The organism is Leptolyngbya sp. FACHB-261, from assembly GCF_014696065.1.
Lineage (GTDB): Bacteria > Cyanobacteriota > Cyanobacteriia > FACHB-261 > FACHB-261 > FACHB-261.
The window spans coordinates 227,518-242,325 of sequence record NZ_JACJPL010000022.1; the positions used below are offsets into that span (position 1 = coordinate 227,518).

The following is a 14,808-nucleotide window of genomic DNA, read 5'->3' on the forward strand; positions in this document are numbered from 1 at the left end:
CCAAATCAACTTGTTCTTACTAACTTACTCAGTATCGTAGAAAACTTATCGCACTAGACCCTCTTCCCAGGGGCAGAACAGGTATCGAACCACTCTTGATAAGTTCTCTTAAGCTCAGGATCATCAATTATTAATTCAACCCGTACTCTGCCACAACCATGGTCAGAACGGTGAGCAATTGCGTCCAAGAGCAAGCTAGCAGCCTTAGGGGATAAGAATTCACCAATGACGCTGTTATGAGTCTCTGAATTAGCTTCTTCTGAGTTGTTAAGCTCAGCCAGTGTCAGATCAGGAATGCCATCTTCCCCTAAATCTACTGTCGCTAACTGCTTGTGTTCAGGGCTAATTTGCTCAACGATCAGCTTCTCGCGCCGAACAGGCACTTGCACCATCTGGACTTCGATCTGCTTACGAACGACAACTTCACCTAGCTTGCGCTTTTTGGAGTTGACGACTAAGCGCTCCTCCAAAAGACGAACAATCTCTTCAGAGACAATTTCCGACTTAGGTTTTGGCGCTTCTGCGGTTAAAGGCTCTATAACTGGAACTGCTGCATCTGTGGCTTCTAAAGCTGAGGTAGCTGGAGTTTCTAGAAGCGTCGCCTGAATTACTGGTTCGGGTAGCTGCGATTCTGGGGATCGCGGCTCGTTGATCTCCTGAGCGGCTGCTACTACAGTGGTGTCCGCAGCAGGTGTAATTTCTGTTACGTTCTTAGTTTCTGAGTTTCTAGCTTCAGCGCGAACTGTACTAGCCCCTAGTACAGAGGTTGAGTTTGCTGTTGCCCCTGTTTTAAAGCTAACTGTTTTAAGGTTGCCTATTTCTGACCTAGCTATTTCTGGGCTAGCTGTTTCTGGGCTAGCTATTCTCAGGGTGGCTGTTTCTAGGTTAGTTGCCTCTGGAGCAGCAGATTGGGCTGGAGGTTGTGTAGAAACCTGCTCCACCGCCTCGCGAGCCAGTTGAATGGGAATACGAGGCAATTCCAGACGCTCGGCCTTTAATGCATCCAGCCGACTGTATGGCGGAAGATTTTGAATATCTTCCTGGCTCATATTCACCGATAGTGCACGAGTTGAGGATTCAACGTTCTGAATCAAGCGACTAGCTATCAAGAACAGTCGTGAGCCCTGGTGCTGATCTGGCTGGGAGACAATGAGGTTGAGGCGACGGTCAGTATCTAAAGTTAAGTCTCGAACCTCACCCACTAAACGACCCTGGCGGTCCAAAACCGCAAAATTGTGGAGTTTTTGCCTCAATTTTGCCAGAAGAGCAAGAATATTAGCTTCATGCTTCCTGGTTCGTGGGCTCCTGGAAGGTGTTTGGGAGAACATAGATTAAACCAGTTTTGAAGGTACAAGAAACAGAGACATTGCCGTTTTACAGGCTGCTTGCAGCTGTGGTCTGCAAGCACAAAAGCCATAGCCAGCCGATACGGCTGAGGTGTAGGCTAGGCATCTTAATGTATCAAGATCAAGATCAACAGCAAGGGCGCAAAGGGCTAGCATTTGAGTGCTTGCCGCAATCTTGAGGGTTGCAATCGCCTTGCCGAAGAGTTATCTAAAAGGGCTATTTGGTCCAGTCTTCCGGAAAACGGCTCACTTTTCGATCCATTCTTTGCTCTACAACTGAGTTACCCTGAGTTTCAATCCTTCTATCCACAGTTGGATGGCCCTGGGTGTCAATGTCCAATTTCTCGCGGCGAAGGGTTTCTTCGGCTTCGACCGTGTCTTGATATACCTCTTTCTTCAGCCTCACTTCTTCACGAACAAAAGGCTCACGGCGGATACGGGCCGTTTCCTCATAGACTTCAATGCGCGCAACTTCACCATCCACGAAATCATTGTCAGTGGCTTCAAACACAGTGTTGTTAGTTGGGGTAGAACGTTCGATGATCACATGCTCCTTTTCAACTGGTACCGAAACTCGCGCCGTTTCAGTTTCAACATGCTTGCCAATTGCTACTTCACCCGCTTTCTGACGCTTACGGTTGGCAATCAGCCGTTCCTCATACAGTCTAAGCACTTCATGATCGGGGCTATTGAGGTTATACAACCCAGGGTCACTGTGATAGTCATAAGTTTCTCCCCTAGAAAGCGTATCTACTTGAGGAGTGGTAGGTGCTGATTGAGGTAGGGTTTGCGGTGGAATTGCAATTCCATCCTGCCGTTCCTGATAGAGACTGCGTGGAGATGTTGAATAGGCTTGCACTGGTGTGAGCTGGATAGGCTCGCTTGGAATTGGAGCACTTTGAATTGGGCTGGGCTGGATGAAATTATCTTGAACTGAGGTGCTGTGGAGGGTGGTTTCCCGCAGGGGGTTTTCATGAAAGGCACTGCTATCCATCATTGGGACCGGCGATGCATCCATGGGCACCACTGGGCTAATCATGCGCTCAGTAGCGGGCGTTGCAGGAGTTGTGCGATAAACCCCGCGCACTCGTTCTTCGTAGTCGTCGTTGATGCCCTGATGCTCATCAAACTCAGGCAAATCTTCTGCCTGCTTTTTGCTGAGCCCCATCACATAAACTCGGCGTGCATCGTGGTCAATCGCAATGCGGGAGCGGCCTACAGGCACTAAAACTTTCTTGCCAAAAAACCAAAAACCGACATCGACGACGAGGTAGCGAAACCGACCGTTTTCATCGACTAGAACATCATTGACCTTGCCGACCTTTTCCTGGGTATCATCCGAGTAGACATCTAAGCCCTTGATGTCGCCCCCACCAAAAAATTCTCGATAATTGGGGTCAAAATCTTTGAGTTTAAGTAGAGCCATGTTCTAGTCCCTCTGCTTCTGAATCGGCTAATAATATGCCTGTATGCTAAGAAGTCAGGGGCTTGGCTCCATCTTGCCCTGGGCATAACATACATTCTGCTTTGCAGGTCTACCAAAAAAACGGCCTAAAAAACAGAACAAAAAAGCCAGACGTTCTTACGACAGCCTGGCTAGATATTTCTCTCCGAGTTCAAGATTCTGTTAAAGACCCTGTTGGTAACCCACTGATAAAGAGTTAGCTATAGGGACGATTGTCAATCACTTGAGAACGAACGACCCGCTTTTTGTTGCCACTTAGTGTGCCAAAGATAGAGGCTGCTAGACCTAGCAGAGAGCCGAACACAAAAGACCAACCAGTTGTTGCCCCTGCACTCGCAATATTGCGGACTTGGTTAGCACTAGGTGGAGCAGCGGTTTGGGTTGCCTGCTGAGCTGCTTGACCGATGTCGGTACCCGCTTGTTGCACAGTCTGAGCAATCTCGCCTGCGTTATTGGCAACTGCGCCAAAGATGCCGCTTACGCCACCCGACAGTAACCAAGAACCCAAGGCCAACGTGGTTGCCCAGAGGACAATGCCGTTGAGAATTGCTGCACCCCGGCTGAGGGGAAGAGAGCCGCGCCCTACAGTCAGCCCTCCCAAGTACAGAGAAATGAGAAGACTAACTGCTGCCCAAATAGCAACGCCGGTTCCCACTTCGTTAGCATTACTACGAGGTGCACCCGAGGAAGACAGGACGTTTAGTCCAATCGCAGCGCCCAAAGCACTCAGTACGAGCTGGCTACTTAAAGCGACAAATAGACCCGCAATAATTGGGCCCCAACGCACGCGATCATGATCTAAAACTTCACTGCGAACCACCGAACTTTCAACGCCCATTGCCATGGCTGTTTTCCCTCTCCAATTTGGAAGCTTGAGAAAACAATAGTTAAACTTCTATTGCTTCTCCTCCATCACAAGAGAGAAAGTAGAAACTCTACCCACCGTCATAGGGTAGAGATTTAAGTTATTTCAAATTGTTCACAAATAGTTGGGATCAGGGCTACATCAACCTTTAAGCTTCTGCCGCACACTAGCTCACAAAACTCTGCAACTGTAGTATTGGCAGCGTCTTGTCCTATACCGATTCCAACCGTTTGTTCTACGTTAACGAGTCCGAGCCTATCGATCAAGTGCTAGGGAGCTTTAGCAAACATGTCAAACAGAGCGTGAAAGGTCAGGTTGTAGCAGGCCGAGCAGACCAGGCGGTTGTGTAATAGTGGTCGCCCTCCTGCAAGGGCAGTAGAGGAGTTGTGGTTAAACTTTCAGATACTATAGTTTGACCATCAGTATGAACACTCAGAACCAAAAACCAGGCCGGAGGCAGGCACTCCACCTCGTAGATCACTCCTAGATCAGCCGACAGGGACATAGATAGGAGCATCGGCAGCCCTTTAAGAACTTATTCAGTTGCGTTGAAACACTATCACCTCCGATTATGACCAAGCAGCTACGGTTCGCCCAGTGCTTATTGCTGTCCCCAGTGTCATGACTTACTGTCTCGGCCTGCTGACCCAGAGTGGGTTGGTGTTCACCTCTGACAGCCGAACCAATGCTGGGGTGGACAGCGTGGCAACCTACGCTAAGTTGTTCGATTTCAGTCAAGAGGGAGACCGAGTCCTGGTCATTATGACCTCTGGCAACCTATCGTCCTCCCAGTCAGTGATGTCGCTGCTGAAACAGGATCTAGAAGATGCAGGCGCAGAGAACTTGCATAACCTGCCCTCTATGTATGCGGTTGCTCGCTATCTGGGTTCTAAAAATCGGACGATTGCTGAATGGGACCGCCCTAGTCTGGAAAGCTCAAATATCTCTTTCAGCTCGCGGATGATTGTGGGCGGTCAGATCAAGGGGCAAGCTCATGAGTTGTATCTGATTTACACCGAAGGCAACTGCATTCAAGCAACGCCCGAAACGCCATTTCTGCAATTGGGCGAAACCAAATACGGTAAGCCAATCCTAGACCGCGCCTTTCGCTATGAAAGCAGCCTGGAGGATGCGGCCCGTTGCGCCCTTATCTCGATGGATGCCACCATGCGCAGCAACTTGGGTGTGGGTCCGCCGATCGAAATTGTGGCTTACACAGCCGACAGCCTGCGCATCAGCCAACGCTGTCGCTTGGGCGAACAAGATGAGTTTCTGATCAACACTCGTCGCCAGTGGGAGCAGGAGTTGCAAAGATTGGTTGCACTTATGCCACCGGTTCCTTGGGATGGCTGCGGTTGCTGAGGCGATAGCAGCTAAAGCTATTCGCTAAAGCTCTCAAAGCTGGTCTATCTAAAACCGGGGTTACTCATTCATTCAGCTCATCTACCAGCTCATTTATCTTTGTATCTAGAACTTTTGCTTTGGTCTAGAGTTTTTGATCCGGAGCTGCCCTCTATTGAGGCGGTAAAGTTTCTACATCACTGTTGGCATGACTGGTCGTCCAACCGTTTGAACCTTTGAGCGGAGGCAGCAGCCTTGAGGCAACCGAGGAAGCAAGTGGGCCCACTGAGTTGGGGAGGACTGCTGCTGTCATTCCTGTTGAGCAGTTGTGCAGCCTGGACCGAGCCAATTAAGCTTTCCAGTGGTGAGGCGGGCAGCTACAAGGCGCTTGGACAACAAATTAGTCACTCTGCACAAGCGGTTGGCGATCTCCAAGTCCAAGATGCCTACAACTCGCCAGGTTCAAAAACTAATCTAGAGCGTCTGCTCAGGGGCGAAACCGACTTTGCTCTCGTGCAGTTGGATTTAGTCAGGGATGCTATTCGCAAACAGCAACGAGGCCAAAATCAACCAAGCCGAGGCCCGCAACTTCAAACTGTTGCAGTGCTGGCTAACGAGTATGTGCATGTGATTACCCAGGCGAATTCTCGGATTCGCACTGTTGCCGATCTGCAAGGCCAACAAGTTGCCTTGGGTGCGCAAGGAACGGGTATTCGCTTCACTTCTAGCCAACTGTTAACAGCAGCCAATGTCAGCGTCATTGTTGATGAAGCAACTTTGGCAGATGCGTTTAAGAAACTGAAGGCTGGCAAGATTGCCGCTCTAGTTTACGTTGGCAGCTTGGGCACGAGCGGGACGGTAAGGGCAGAGCTAAATACGGGACGCACCTTGCGTTTGGTACCGATCCAGCGCAGTCTGGCTAACTACCTCACAGTTCAAAATTCCGGGTCTTATCAGTCTGTAACCATTCCAGCCGGAGCTTACCGTTCGCTGCCACCACTGCCTCCCACTAATCTACTGACGCTCTCGACGGCGACGGTGCTGGTGACTCGTGCGGATGTAGACCGCGAGAAAGTCAGCCGCATGACTTGGGCGCTGATGTCTACAGCTCAGGAGTATCTACCCTTCTTTGATCCAACTTTGGCAGCTCAAGGGGTTGAGCCACTGCTCCGGGAAGGCTTAGTTTATGTGCATCCTGGTGCGCAGGCGGTGTTCGACTACGGTGACCCAGGCGCAACCTGGTTACGGTACTGGCAGCAGAACCAGGACTTGCAGGCTGGAGCCGTAATTTTAGTGGGCACCAGTGCAATCGGCTTATTCGTGCAATGGCTGCGACGACGACAATCAAGAAAGTTAATCGCTCAGACGTACGACAAGATCAGCCAACTGCAGAACTCACTACAGCACAACCCTCAAGAAGCCCTTGTCGGAGTGGAAGATCTACGTCAAGCGCACTTGCAGCAGTCGCTAGATGGACAAGTTGCAGCTGAAACTTACGAGCAGCTAGAACGTATCACCCGTGCCTTCGAAGGCCAGTGTCGAACTGCCTTGGAGCAACAGCAGCAAGACTGTGCGCAAAACGCTCTACTACTCGTGGATCAATGGCAAAGCATGTTACTTGCCGATCCCAATGTTGCCCTTAAGCAACTGGAATACTTCCAGCAAAGCTACCAAGCTATGTTTTCACAAAAGCGAATAGATCTGCAAACTTATCTGCGCCTTCGGGAGCTGATCCTGATGTCCCTTATGCTCTTGAATCCCAAGCTACCCGCAAGAACAACACCAGCAACCTCGGAGCCAAGCACTGTTGACTGGACCCGATAAATCGCTGGCTAGGTTCCTGATTGGGCTCAATGAGTTTCTGACAGTCAAGCCACCGCCTGGTGCTAAGAACCCTTATTGGTTTAAAACACTTCTCGATAGAACCTCTAGTAGCGTCTGTCTCGCTCGTCAGAGGGGGGCAATGCCTTACGCTGTCCAAATCGACGCTGAATAGTCGCATTCAGCTCTTGACGGGCCAAACTAACGCTGTCTACCACCAGGATCACGATACGGGAGAGCAGAGCAGTCCCCTTGTTCATAGCCTTAGGCTCCTCATGGGTTGCTGAGCTTGCCGGATGCTCAATAGCTCAGTATAAGCATTGTCAGCATTTGCCAACAGGCAAGTCAACAGAGCAGCGGCGTAGCGCTGAATACACTAAAAGGGTTCTTGGGGATCTCGAGGGGGTCTTGAGGTTTTTTAGTGCCGGAAACTTAGGCTGTGAAACTTAGGTATAGAACTCTGTGGGCTTAACTCTCTGACCCTGGTCATCCTCTTTTGAGTGCTCCAGAGTGGCCAGTCGACCCTCCAAAATATTGACTGCTTGCACCAGCCGCCTGAGCAAGTGCTCGGTGCGCTGGTCTGTGTTTTGGCTTTGAGAATACTCCATAGCGGCAATACGGCTTTCAAGCACTGCCAAAGTCTGACTGATTTGGCCCATATGGCCGGTCAGATCGCCCTTCAAAGCTTCCTCCAACGCCTCAATCCGCTGCTCCAGAGCTGGGTCTGCCTTCGGCTCAGCAGGCACTTCATAGCGCTGAGCTGGCTGTGGCGGGGTATATCCCTGGTGATTGTGACCCTGCGATGCCTGGTGCGTCGGCGATTGGTAGGTGGGCGTTTGATGTGTGGGTGCGCGGTGTGCAGCATTGGGCATCTGAGGCTCAATGCCTTGCTGGATTAGCTTGCTTGCCCAATAGCTAAAGCTAACGGCCTCTGCCTCCATGATTGACAGCAGAGCAATAGTCAGGGAGTTGAGCAGTTTGAAATTAACCTGCATGTCGTTACCCATTGCCTTGTCCCCAGTGCGTCACCCCAAATCTAGGCTGGGTGCTGGATTCCAGCCTCTACCTACTGGTTGACTCTGACCACAGGAGCCATTAAGAGTCTATTAAATAAAGGTTTATCAAACGTGGCTTAATGGCACATTAGGCACAAACAACTTGAGGCGAGATCATCTCGCCTCAAGTCACTTTTATCAACATACAGAGCACAGGTCACAAACATTTAAGCTCTCTAGAGATTCTAGAGAGCTTAATGGATAACCCTAAGCAGCAACAAAGCTGCCCGCACCCAAGGTACTGACTTGGACGCCGACCAGCGTTGCCAACAACTCATCGTCGCTGGCGATGCTGAGTTGCGTGTTGCCGTTGCGTTGCGTCAGGGTGAGATCGCCGAAGGTCAGGCCATCTACCAAGCTCAAGACATCCTTGTTGACTTTGAAATCGCCGATGATATCGGAGCCGTCACCTTGGCGCAGCACAAATTGGTCGCGCCCTTCGCCGCCGCTGAGCGTGTCATCGCCCTCGCCGCCATCGAGCAGGTCATCGCCTTTGAAGCCAATCAGCTGGTCGTCTCCGGCATTACCGTAGAGCGAGTCGTCACCGCCTTTGCCGTTCAGCCGGTCGTTGCCGTTGCCGCCGTAGAGCACGTCGTCTCCAGCATTGCCTTGAGCCGCGTCGTCACCGTCGCCTGCGAGGATTAGATCGTCCCCGTCTCCGGTCCGAATCGTGTCATTGCCTGCACGACCGTAGAAGATCTCGTTGCCGTCCCCACCGATTAAGGTGTTGCGGCCATCCGTGCCATCAATAACCGTGGCATCCTCTGACGCTGCGACGACATCTAGGAATACAGCCGAGGGCACACCCCAATTGCCATCACCATCCTGGCTCTCGACAAAGATTGTGTGGCGACCAAGGGCCAGGCTAGAGGTATCGATCGAAGCTTGCAGACCTTCGACTGAAGTGTTGAAGTTGCCATCTGCAGCCCGCAAAGAGTAGAGCTGCGTGCCTGGGATCCAGGAGGGTGCATCGATGCTGTAGCGAGCGGCAGCGATGTCCTGGGAGGGTGGCAGTTCAGTCCCTTCCTCTAGGCCCTCGTTGTTGCTGTCTGCATAGCGAGTGTCATCGCCAGTGGCTGATAGCACGACGGGCACTGTGCCCGCTGCAACCTGTCCCAGGTCGGTGGCAACGCCTACTGACTCTGGACCATCTGCGGTTTGGTAGGGGCGATAGGCCGATTTGGCGGCGTAAAGCAGAGCGGGGATAATCTGCGGTGCAATCGACTCCTCGAAGTACTCACTGGGTTCAAAGAAGTCAGTCCCCAATTCCCAGGTGTAGCTGGGGACGCCAAAAGTGCCGTAGGCCCAATCGTCTGTCGTCCCGTCAGTGGGATAGAGACCAATGGATTGATAAATATCGTAGGGCGTGCCGTTGCTGGCTGTGTAGTAGCCGAACTTGAGGCCCAAATTGCGCAGTCCTTCCCGGTTAGGAGCAGGATCATACGTAGAACCCCAGGGATAGAGAACTGTATTGCCGTAGCTGTGCAGGTCAATGAACAGGCCAGAGGCATTCTCATCGGCTGGGGTGGTTTGGCTTGCGCCTTGCCGGCCTGGGAACAGGGTTCCAACAAAGTCTTCAACCGCTTTGGTCTCCGGCTCTGAGGCTGGCGAGGCACCTCGGTAAGTTAGATCTGCTGGATCGCCACTGGAACCGCCCGGAACTGTGCCCCATCGAAAGTCGTGGTTGCGATTGAGGTCAACGCCGTAGTCGGGGAAGGGAGCTGGATCCACGCCAGGGGGGACCTTAGGGTTAGTGTTTTTGCGCCAGGAGTAACCCTGCTCTGCAAACTTACGGCCGTCTGGGTTAACGACTGGGTTGAGGTCGAGCTGGAAGTAGTCGAGGATCCAGGTGATATCGGCGTTTTTGCCATAGTTAGTCACCAAATATTCGGCAAAGCGAGTCAGCACCTCATTGGTGGAGTACTCGCGAGCGTGAATACCGGCCTCGACATACAGGACTGGCTTGTCGCCCGGCACCGTGACGTTCTTGTTGGTCAGTTCCAGAACTCGCAGGTCATAACCTGGATCGCCGCCTGGTGTAATTTTGTCGTAGCTGTCGCCAATATCGATCCAGCTCGCAATATTGGGATTCGCTGAGGCCAGCTGAGAGAGATCCCGGTAGGTTTGTTCGACTGTGCGGTAACTGGTGAAGCCAGGAATGACATTCTCTGTAATTTCAACTGGAACGTCATTAACGATTAGGCCGTTGTAATCGCTGTCTTCGCTGCTAACCGTGACCTCTACTGAACTGGTCTGCTCATTGCCCTCTTCAATGTCATCAGCCACAGCTGTGACCGTACGGGCTTGAGGAATCAGCCAATTGTCAGGGGTGAAGGTAATTGGGGCGATGGCCTGTAATTGGCTTCTGTCAGCATTGAAAGTGAGGGTGACATCCGAAGTTGGCCTGCTGTTGAGGCTGAATTGAAAGCTTAGGGGGTCCGAAACGTTATCTTCGCTAACGCCAACTAGACTGGTCGGTGCCACAACACCAATAGGCAGAGCATCAACTACTTTGACATTGTCAATGGCCCACAGATATGACCAATTGCCATCAAAGCGAAAGCGGATCTGAGCATCTTGGACACCCGCTAGAGTGTTAGTCAGGTCTAGCGTTTGAGTGTTGATGTCAAAGCTACCGGTGTTGGAAGAATAAACTTCCTGCCAGGTTGAGCCGTTGTAAGCTTCAACTATCGCCTCACTAGCATTCTCACCCGTCGAAAAACCGCCGTAGAACTGGTCAAAGGTGAGAAAAACCCCCGAGGCTGTTGAGGCATTGAAGACCGGAGATTCAAAGGCAATATTCTCTGGAACATTGTCGTCTGAGAGCTTGTCACTGTCGTAAACCGCAACGGGATTGTCAAAATTGGGATTGTAAGGCTCACTGATCTCTGCGCGATTGCCCGGATTATCGAATCGCCAAACATCCGTTGCCGGGTTGCCTTCCAGCACCTCCGTTGTCCAACCCGGAGGAGGGGTGCTGCCGCTGGCATCTGAAAAATCTTCATCGATAAAGACGGTAGTGTCTTCTAGATCCGAAGTTGACATAGTGATACAGGGCCTAGATGGTGAGACATAGAAATATCAGGCTGACTATCACAGGTTCAAAAACCTGGAATAGCCGCCAGCTGCACACTGAAAAATCAGGCACTCACCAATAGAGCCCTCGCTGAGGTGTTGCTCGGCATTGGGGGGAAGCAATGCTGAGCGATGCAATGCTGAGCGATGCTATGAAATAACCCTAGCTAAACCACAAACAGATAGCAATGTAAGTCTTGAGAAACTTATTAAGAGCTTAACCAAAACCTGCCTTGGCAAGCTTTTTTATGACTGACCCATTAAACCATTGATCTAACAATCTAGCGGGTCAACCCAGGTTTCTCAAAAGCCAACCAGACCATTTGAGGGCTTATACCTACCCCTTTCAAGCAGAGAGACAATTGGACACTTCAAGCAGCTTAACCGAAACAGAAGTAAGTTTGCACCCAGACGAACTTAACAGTGCGATTCTCTTCATTTTGAATCATTCGCTACACTTGGGATCGCAAATCTCGATATGGAGAGAAAGAATAGATCTTACAAAGTCTTAAGTTTTTAGAGCCAATGACAATGCCAACGGTAAGGCCAGCTTTAGAGCCAGATTTAAAGCTGATCTTTAGGGCTCCACTTAAGGAACTAGCTTTGAGATAATGGTGTCTAACTTTAAAAGGTTTCATCTGATTGCATTTAGTTGCTGAGTTCAAATTCAAATTGGTTTTAAATGGCAAGAAATGATATCAAGCTTTTCTAAAAATGCAATAGCTTTGCTGCTTTTGGTCGGTATTCCACTTGTGAGCTTCACCGGCCAAGCCCAACCCCTGAGCCCTGTGGCAACGCCCAGAGATTCACGCCAAAACTTGCCTCGAAATTTGCCCAGAGACTATTACTATGAGCAACTCTCCTCATCTGGTAGACCCAGTGGGCAGTATTTGCTGTTTCGGAGACTAGGGCGCACGGTGATCGGTCTAGAGGGACGTCGCCAGTCCGAGCCAGCCTGTTTTCGAGGCTTCTTCAATCAAGGTCAGATTGAGAACGTTACGCGCGTCTCTCCTCCCTATCGCACCTCCAGTCGTTGGCAGTCTCTACGTGGTCTGGTCTACGACCTGAATCATTATCAAGCAACAGAACACAGGCTCAGCGACACTGAAAACGCGGCACTGGTGAGATGCATTCAGGCTTTCTCGCGCTGATTTGGGCTGATTAGCGTTTCTTGATTTGGCTTGAAAAGCAAGAGGCGAGAAAAGCAAGATTCAAAGTTAGCCCAGCCTGACCAGCAGCTCAGGCTCGGTAAACTTGACGGGTCATCGTTTCGTCAAGGTCACACGTAGCCGTGTCCAGCACCAGTTCACCACCTCGAATCCCCAAAACCCGGTCGCTGTACTGTTTTGCCAGGTCTACCTGATGCAAATTGCACAGGACCGTCAGCCCCTCTTGGTCGCAGAGCGAACGCAGCAAACTGAGAACGCGATGGGCAGAATCTGGATCCAAACTGGCGACAGGCTCATCTGCTAGCAGCAGCTTTGCGCGTTGAGTCAGAGCACGGGCAATCGCCACCCGCTGTTGTTGCCCACCCGAAAGGTGTTGCGCCGGTTGAAAGGCGACCTCCAGCAGCTGCACACGCTCCAGAGCAGCCAGTGCCTCGCGCAGCAGACTGGGGGGAAATTGACTCAGCAAACAGCGCCAGAGGGGGAGTTCCTGCAAGCGTCCAGCCAGGCAATTTTCGAGGGCGCTGCGACGACGCACTAGATTAAACTGCTGGGCTACTAGCGCGATTTGCCGTCGAGCTTGACCCAATTGCTGGCGAGAACAACAGGTCAGGTCTTGCGCCTGAAACCAGACTTGACCGCTATCCGGGGGCAAAAGCTGGAGAATGCAGCGCAGCAGGGTTGATTTGCCCGCGCCACTCGGTCCTAAAACGGCAGTAAACGAGCGAGGCTGAAGCGCAAAGCTCACGTCCCGCAAGGCCACAGCGCCTTTCGCATAGGTTTTGGATAAATTCTCGACCACCAGCATGTTGTACGCCTTGCTAAGTTGCCTGGCTGAGACGCTGGCGCAACCAGGCACTCAATGCGTCAATGGTGCTCACCATGACACCAATCAGCAGCAGAATTGTGGTCAGCCGGGGAAAGTCGAGCAACTTCAGGCTAACCAGGAGCTCATAGCCAATGCCGCCAGCCCCCACGATACCTAGAATCACCGAAGAACGGACATTAAACTCCCACAGGTACAGACTGATGCCAGTCAGTCCGGGCAACGCTTCTGGCCAAACAGCAAAGGCAAAGCTGCGTACCCGGTCGGCTCCTGTAGCAGCCACCGCTTCGATCGGTTCGTTGGGCAGGCTCTCTAGAACTTCCGCATAGAGCTTTGCCATCGAGCCTGTGGTGTGACAAGCCACCCCCAGCACACCTGCAAACGGCCCCAAGCCCACCACCGAAACAAAAATCAGCGCAAAGATCGCCGTATCGATGCCGCGCAGCAGATTGAGCAAGCCGCGCAGTAGCGTCGCCAGAGCCGGTGATGGCGTCGTATTTCGGGCCACTACCAGAGCTAGCGGCAGCGCCAAGACTGCTGCTGCCACCGTCCCCACAATGGCAATCGCCAGAGTCTCCCAGGTCGCCACCAAAAACGTTGGCAGTTCTGACAGATCAGGTGGCCATAGGCGCACCAGCCAATTTCCCAAGCGGGGCAAGCCAGACCACAGGGTCTGAGGATCAACCTGAGCCTGACGCAGACTGGCAACCAGAACAGCTACTGCCAGTAAGCCCCAGAAGCCCCCTCGCAAGGTTTTTCCCAAATTGCCGCGCCGACGCTGCTCAGCCCGTAGCAGTGCTTCTAAATTCGGTGGTTCTTGGAGGGTTCTCACTTGAGTTTGCCAACCGCTTTACCTGCGGCCTCAATCGGCGCGTAGTTGCTGCCATCGGAAGTAACAAAGCCAGTGTAGTTCTCCGGCAAGAGCGTCTTCGCCTGCTCAGGTGACAGATTCACCAGGGCATTCTGCAAAGCTGTGATCAGCTCGGGAGGTAGGCCACCGCGCACAGCAACCGGATCATTGGGCAATGGTTGAGACTGCCAGATGATCTTGAGCTTGGACTTGTCAATGCGGCCCTCACTGATCAAAACGTCCAGGTTCCGGTCGTAATCAGAGGCGATATCGGTCTGATTGCTGAGCACAGAGATAGCTTGCGCCGCGTGGCTGGCTCCTTCGTTGTAGTCGAAGACCGTCTTCGGGTCCAGGTTGCGCCGCTTGAATTCATCCTGGGGAACTAACCAGCCCGACGTGGAGCCGACATCGGCAAGACTCAGCTTGAGCTTGGGGCCTTGCTGACTTTGAGCAATGGCCTCATCCAGGGTGTTGAACGGCGCATCGGCCCGAGCCATTAACACCGAGTAGTAGACTGGCTTGTCCTTATACTTCACCGTAGCGATTGCTTGAATGGAGGGATCGGCGTGGTGAGACAGCACATAACCCCACGGTCCTAGCCAAGCTGCATCCAGCGTGCCGGAGCGCAGAGCCTCCGAAATGCCCACCCAATCCTCAGCAACAGTAATTTGGGCAGGTAGGTTGACTGATTTTGCCAGTTCCTGAAAAAACGGCTCAAACTGCTTGCGGTTCTCACCTGGCGTGGGGAAATAGGGACCGACACCAAACTTTAGTTGGCTTAGCTGAGCGACTGGTGCTGCGGAACTGGTGGGTGTTTGCTGCGCCTGCGGCTGACTGCTACAGGCCACGATCAAGGTCAGAACCAGCATCCCTAGCAAAACTTCGCGTAACCGGTTGCCCAGTCTCTGAAACAGTCCTTGAAGCAGCCCCTGAAGCACCCGCCGATCCAGCATCTCCATCCACCCTCATAACTCTGACTTTGTTTCAGCAACACCCTG

At 52.1% G+C, this 14,808-nt stretch carries 13 protein-coding genes; 3 read left to right on the forward strand and 10 right to left on the reverse strand.

What is annotated here, in order from left to right; translation table 11 throughout:
- Positions 1-53 precede the first annotated feature (53 nt).
- The 4 genes from H6F94_RS13930 to H6F94_RS13945 all read right to left on the reverse strand — a co-directional run bounded on the left by H6F94_RS13930 (position 54) and on the right by H6F94_RS13945 (position 4,193).
- Positions 54-1,328 carry a DUF2382 domain-containing protein gene (locus tag H6F94_RS13930; RefSeq protein WP_242041181.1) on the reverse strand — a complete coding sequence of 425 codons (1,275 nt, stop codon included), beginning with the start codon at positions 1,326-1,328 and terminating at the stop codon, positions 54-56.
- Between the two features lie 235 nt (positions 1,329-1,563).
- Positions 1,564-2,772, reverse strand: a complete 1,209-nt coding sequence (locus tag H6F94_RS13935) for a DUF2382 domain-containing protein (protein ID WP_190802833.1) — start codon at positions 2,770-2,772, stop codon at positions 1,564-1,566.
- A gap of 235 nt (positions 2,773-3,007) precedes the next feature.
- Positions 3,008-3,655, reverse strand: coding sequence for a hypothetical protein (locus H6F94_RS13940; protein ID WP_190802834.1), 648 nt, complete (start codon positions 3,653-3,655; stop codon positions 3,008-3,010).
- Between the two features lie 331 nt (positions 3,656-3,986).
- Positions 3,987-4,193, reverse strand: a complete 207-nt coding sequence (locus H6F94_RS13945) for a hypothetical protein (RefSeq protein WP_190802835.1) — start codon at positions 4,191-4,193, stop codon at positions 3,987-3,989.
- Between the two features lie 104 nt (positions 4,194-4,297).
- Between H6F94_RS13945 and H6F94_RS13950 the strand changes: the two genes are divergently transcribed.
- Both H6F94_RS13950 and H6F94_RS13955 read left to right on the forward strand, forming a co-directional pair.
- Positions 4,298-5,038: a proteasome-type protease gene (locus tag H6F94_RS13950; protein WP_190802836.1), complete on the forward strand. Its 741-nt coding sequence runs from the start codon at positions 4,298-4,300 to the stop codon at positions 5,036-5,038.
- A 255-nt stretch (positions 5,039-5,293) separates the two neighbouring features.
- The gene (locus H6F94_RS13955; protein ID WP_190802837.1) at positions 5,294-6,841 is read left to right on the forward strand and encodes a TAXI family TRAP transporter solute-binding subunit; all 1,548 of its coding nucleotides are present in this window, start codon (positions 5,294-5,296) and stop codon (positions 6,839-6,841) included.
- Positions 6,842-6,945: 104 nt separating this feature from the next.
- Here H6F94_RS13955 and H6F94_RS13960 read toward each other — a convergent pair whose 3' ends face one another.
- The 3 genes from H6F94_RS13960 to H6F94_RS13970 all read right to left on the reverse strand — a co-directional run bounded on the left by H6F94_RS13960 (position 6,946) and on the right by H6F94_RS13970 (position 10,938).
- Positions 6,946-7,098, reverse strand: a complete 153-nt coding sequence (locus H6F94_RS13960) for a hypothetical protein (protein WP_190802838.1) — start codon at positions 7,096-7,098, stop codon at positions 6,946-6,948.
- Positions 7,099-7,284: 186 nt separating this feature from the next.
- Positions 7,285-7,845, reverse strand: a complete 561-nt coding sequence (locus H6F94_RS13965) for a hypothetical protein (RefSeq protein WP_190802839.1) — start codon at positions 7,843-7,845, stop codon at positions 7,285-7,287.
- A gap of 255 nt (positions 7,846-8,100) precedes the next feature.
- The gene (locus H6F94_RS13970; protein WP_190802840.1) at positions 8,101-10,938 is read right to left on the reverse strand and encodes a M14 family zinc carboxypeptidase; all 2,838 of its coding nucleotides are present in this window, start codon (positions 10,936-10,938) and stop codon (positions 8,101-8,103) included.
- A gap of 755 nt (positions 10,939-11,693) precedes the next feature.
- Here H6F94_RS13970 and H6F94_RS13975 point away from each other — a divergent pair.
- Positions 11,694-12,119 carry a hypothetical protein gene (locus tag H6F94_RS13975; RefSeq protein WP_190802841.1) on the forward strand — a complete coding sequence of 142 codons (426 nt, stop codon included), beginning with the start codon at positions 11,694-11,696 and terminating at the stop codon, positions 12,117-12,119.
- An 88-nt stretch (positions 12,120-12,207) separates the two neighbouring features.
- Here H6F94_RS13975 and phnC read toward each other — a convergent pair whose 3' ends face one another.
- Genes phnC through H6F94_RS13990 form a run of 3 tightly spaced genes read right to left on the reverse strand, consistent with a single transcriptional unit; the run spans position 12,208 to position 14,763 of the window.
- Positions 12,208-12,942, reverse strand: a complete 735-nt coding sequence (gene phnC / locus H6F94_RS13980; protein ID WP_190802842.1) for a phosphonate ABC transporter ATP-binding protein — start codon at positions 12,940-12,942, stop codon at positions 12,208-12,210.
- Between the two features lie 13 nt (positions 12,943-12,955).
- Positions 12,956-13,792, reverse strand: coding sequence for a phosphonate ABC transporter, permease protein PhnE (gene phnE, locus H6F94_RS13985; protein ID WP_190802843.1), 837 nt, complete (start codon positions 13,790-13,792; stop codon positions 12,956-12,958).
- The gene (locus H6F94_RS13990; protein ID WP_242041182.1) at positions 13,789-14,763 is read right to left on the reverse strand and encodes a phosphate/phosphite/phosphonate ABC transporter substrate-binding protein; all 975 of its coding nucleotides are present in this window, start codon (positions 14,761-14,763) and stop codon (positions 13,789-13,791) included. Before H6F94_RS13990 ends, phnE begins: the two co-directional genes overlap by 4 nt.
- Positions 14,764-14,808: the final 45 nt, after the last annotated feature.

Coding starts and splice junctions, on each gene's coding strand:
- H6F94_RS13965 (WP_190802839.1), bottom strand. CDS start 7,845: ATGGGTAACGACATGCAGGTTAATTTCAAACTGCTCAACTCCCTGACT.
- H6F94_RS13935 (WP_190802833.1), bottom strand. CDS start 2,772: ATGGCTCTACTTAAACTCAAAGATTTTGACCCCAATTATCGAGAATTT.
- H6F94_RS13945 (WP_190802835.1), bottom strand. CDS start 4,193: ATGCTCCTATCTATGTCCCTGTCGGCTGATCTAGGAGTGATCTACGAG.
- H6F94_RS13970 (WP_190802840.1), bottom strand. CDS start 10,938: ATGTCAACTTCGGATCTAGAAGACACTACCGTCTTTATCGATGAAGAT.
- H6F94_RS13960 (WP_190802838.1), bottom strand. CDS start 7,098: ATGAACAAGGGGACTGCTCTGCTCTCCCGTATCGTGATCCTGGTGGTA.
- H6F94_RS13950 (WP_190802836.1), top strand. CDS start 4,298: ATGACTTACTGTCTCGGCCTGCTGACCCAGAGTGGGTTGGTGTTCACC.
- H6F94_RS13930 (WP_242041181.1), bottom strand. CDS start 1,328: ATGTTCTCCCAAACACCTTCCAGGAGCCCACGAACCAGGAAGCATGAA.
- H6F94_RS13990 (WP_242041182.1), bottom strand. CDS start 14,763: ATGCTGGATCGGCGGGTGCTTCAGGGGCTGCTTCAAGGACTGTTTCAG.
- phnC (WP_190802842.1), bottom strand. CDS start 12,942: ATGCTGGTGGTCGAGAATTTATCCAAAACCTATGCGAAAGGCGCTGTG.
- H6F94_RS13940 (WP_190802834.1), bottom strand. CDS start 3,655: ATGGCAATGGGCGTTGAAAGTTCGGTGGTTCGCAGTGAAGTTTTAGAT.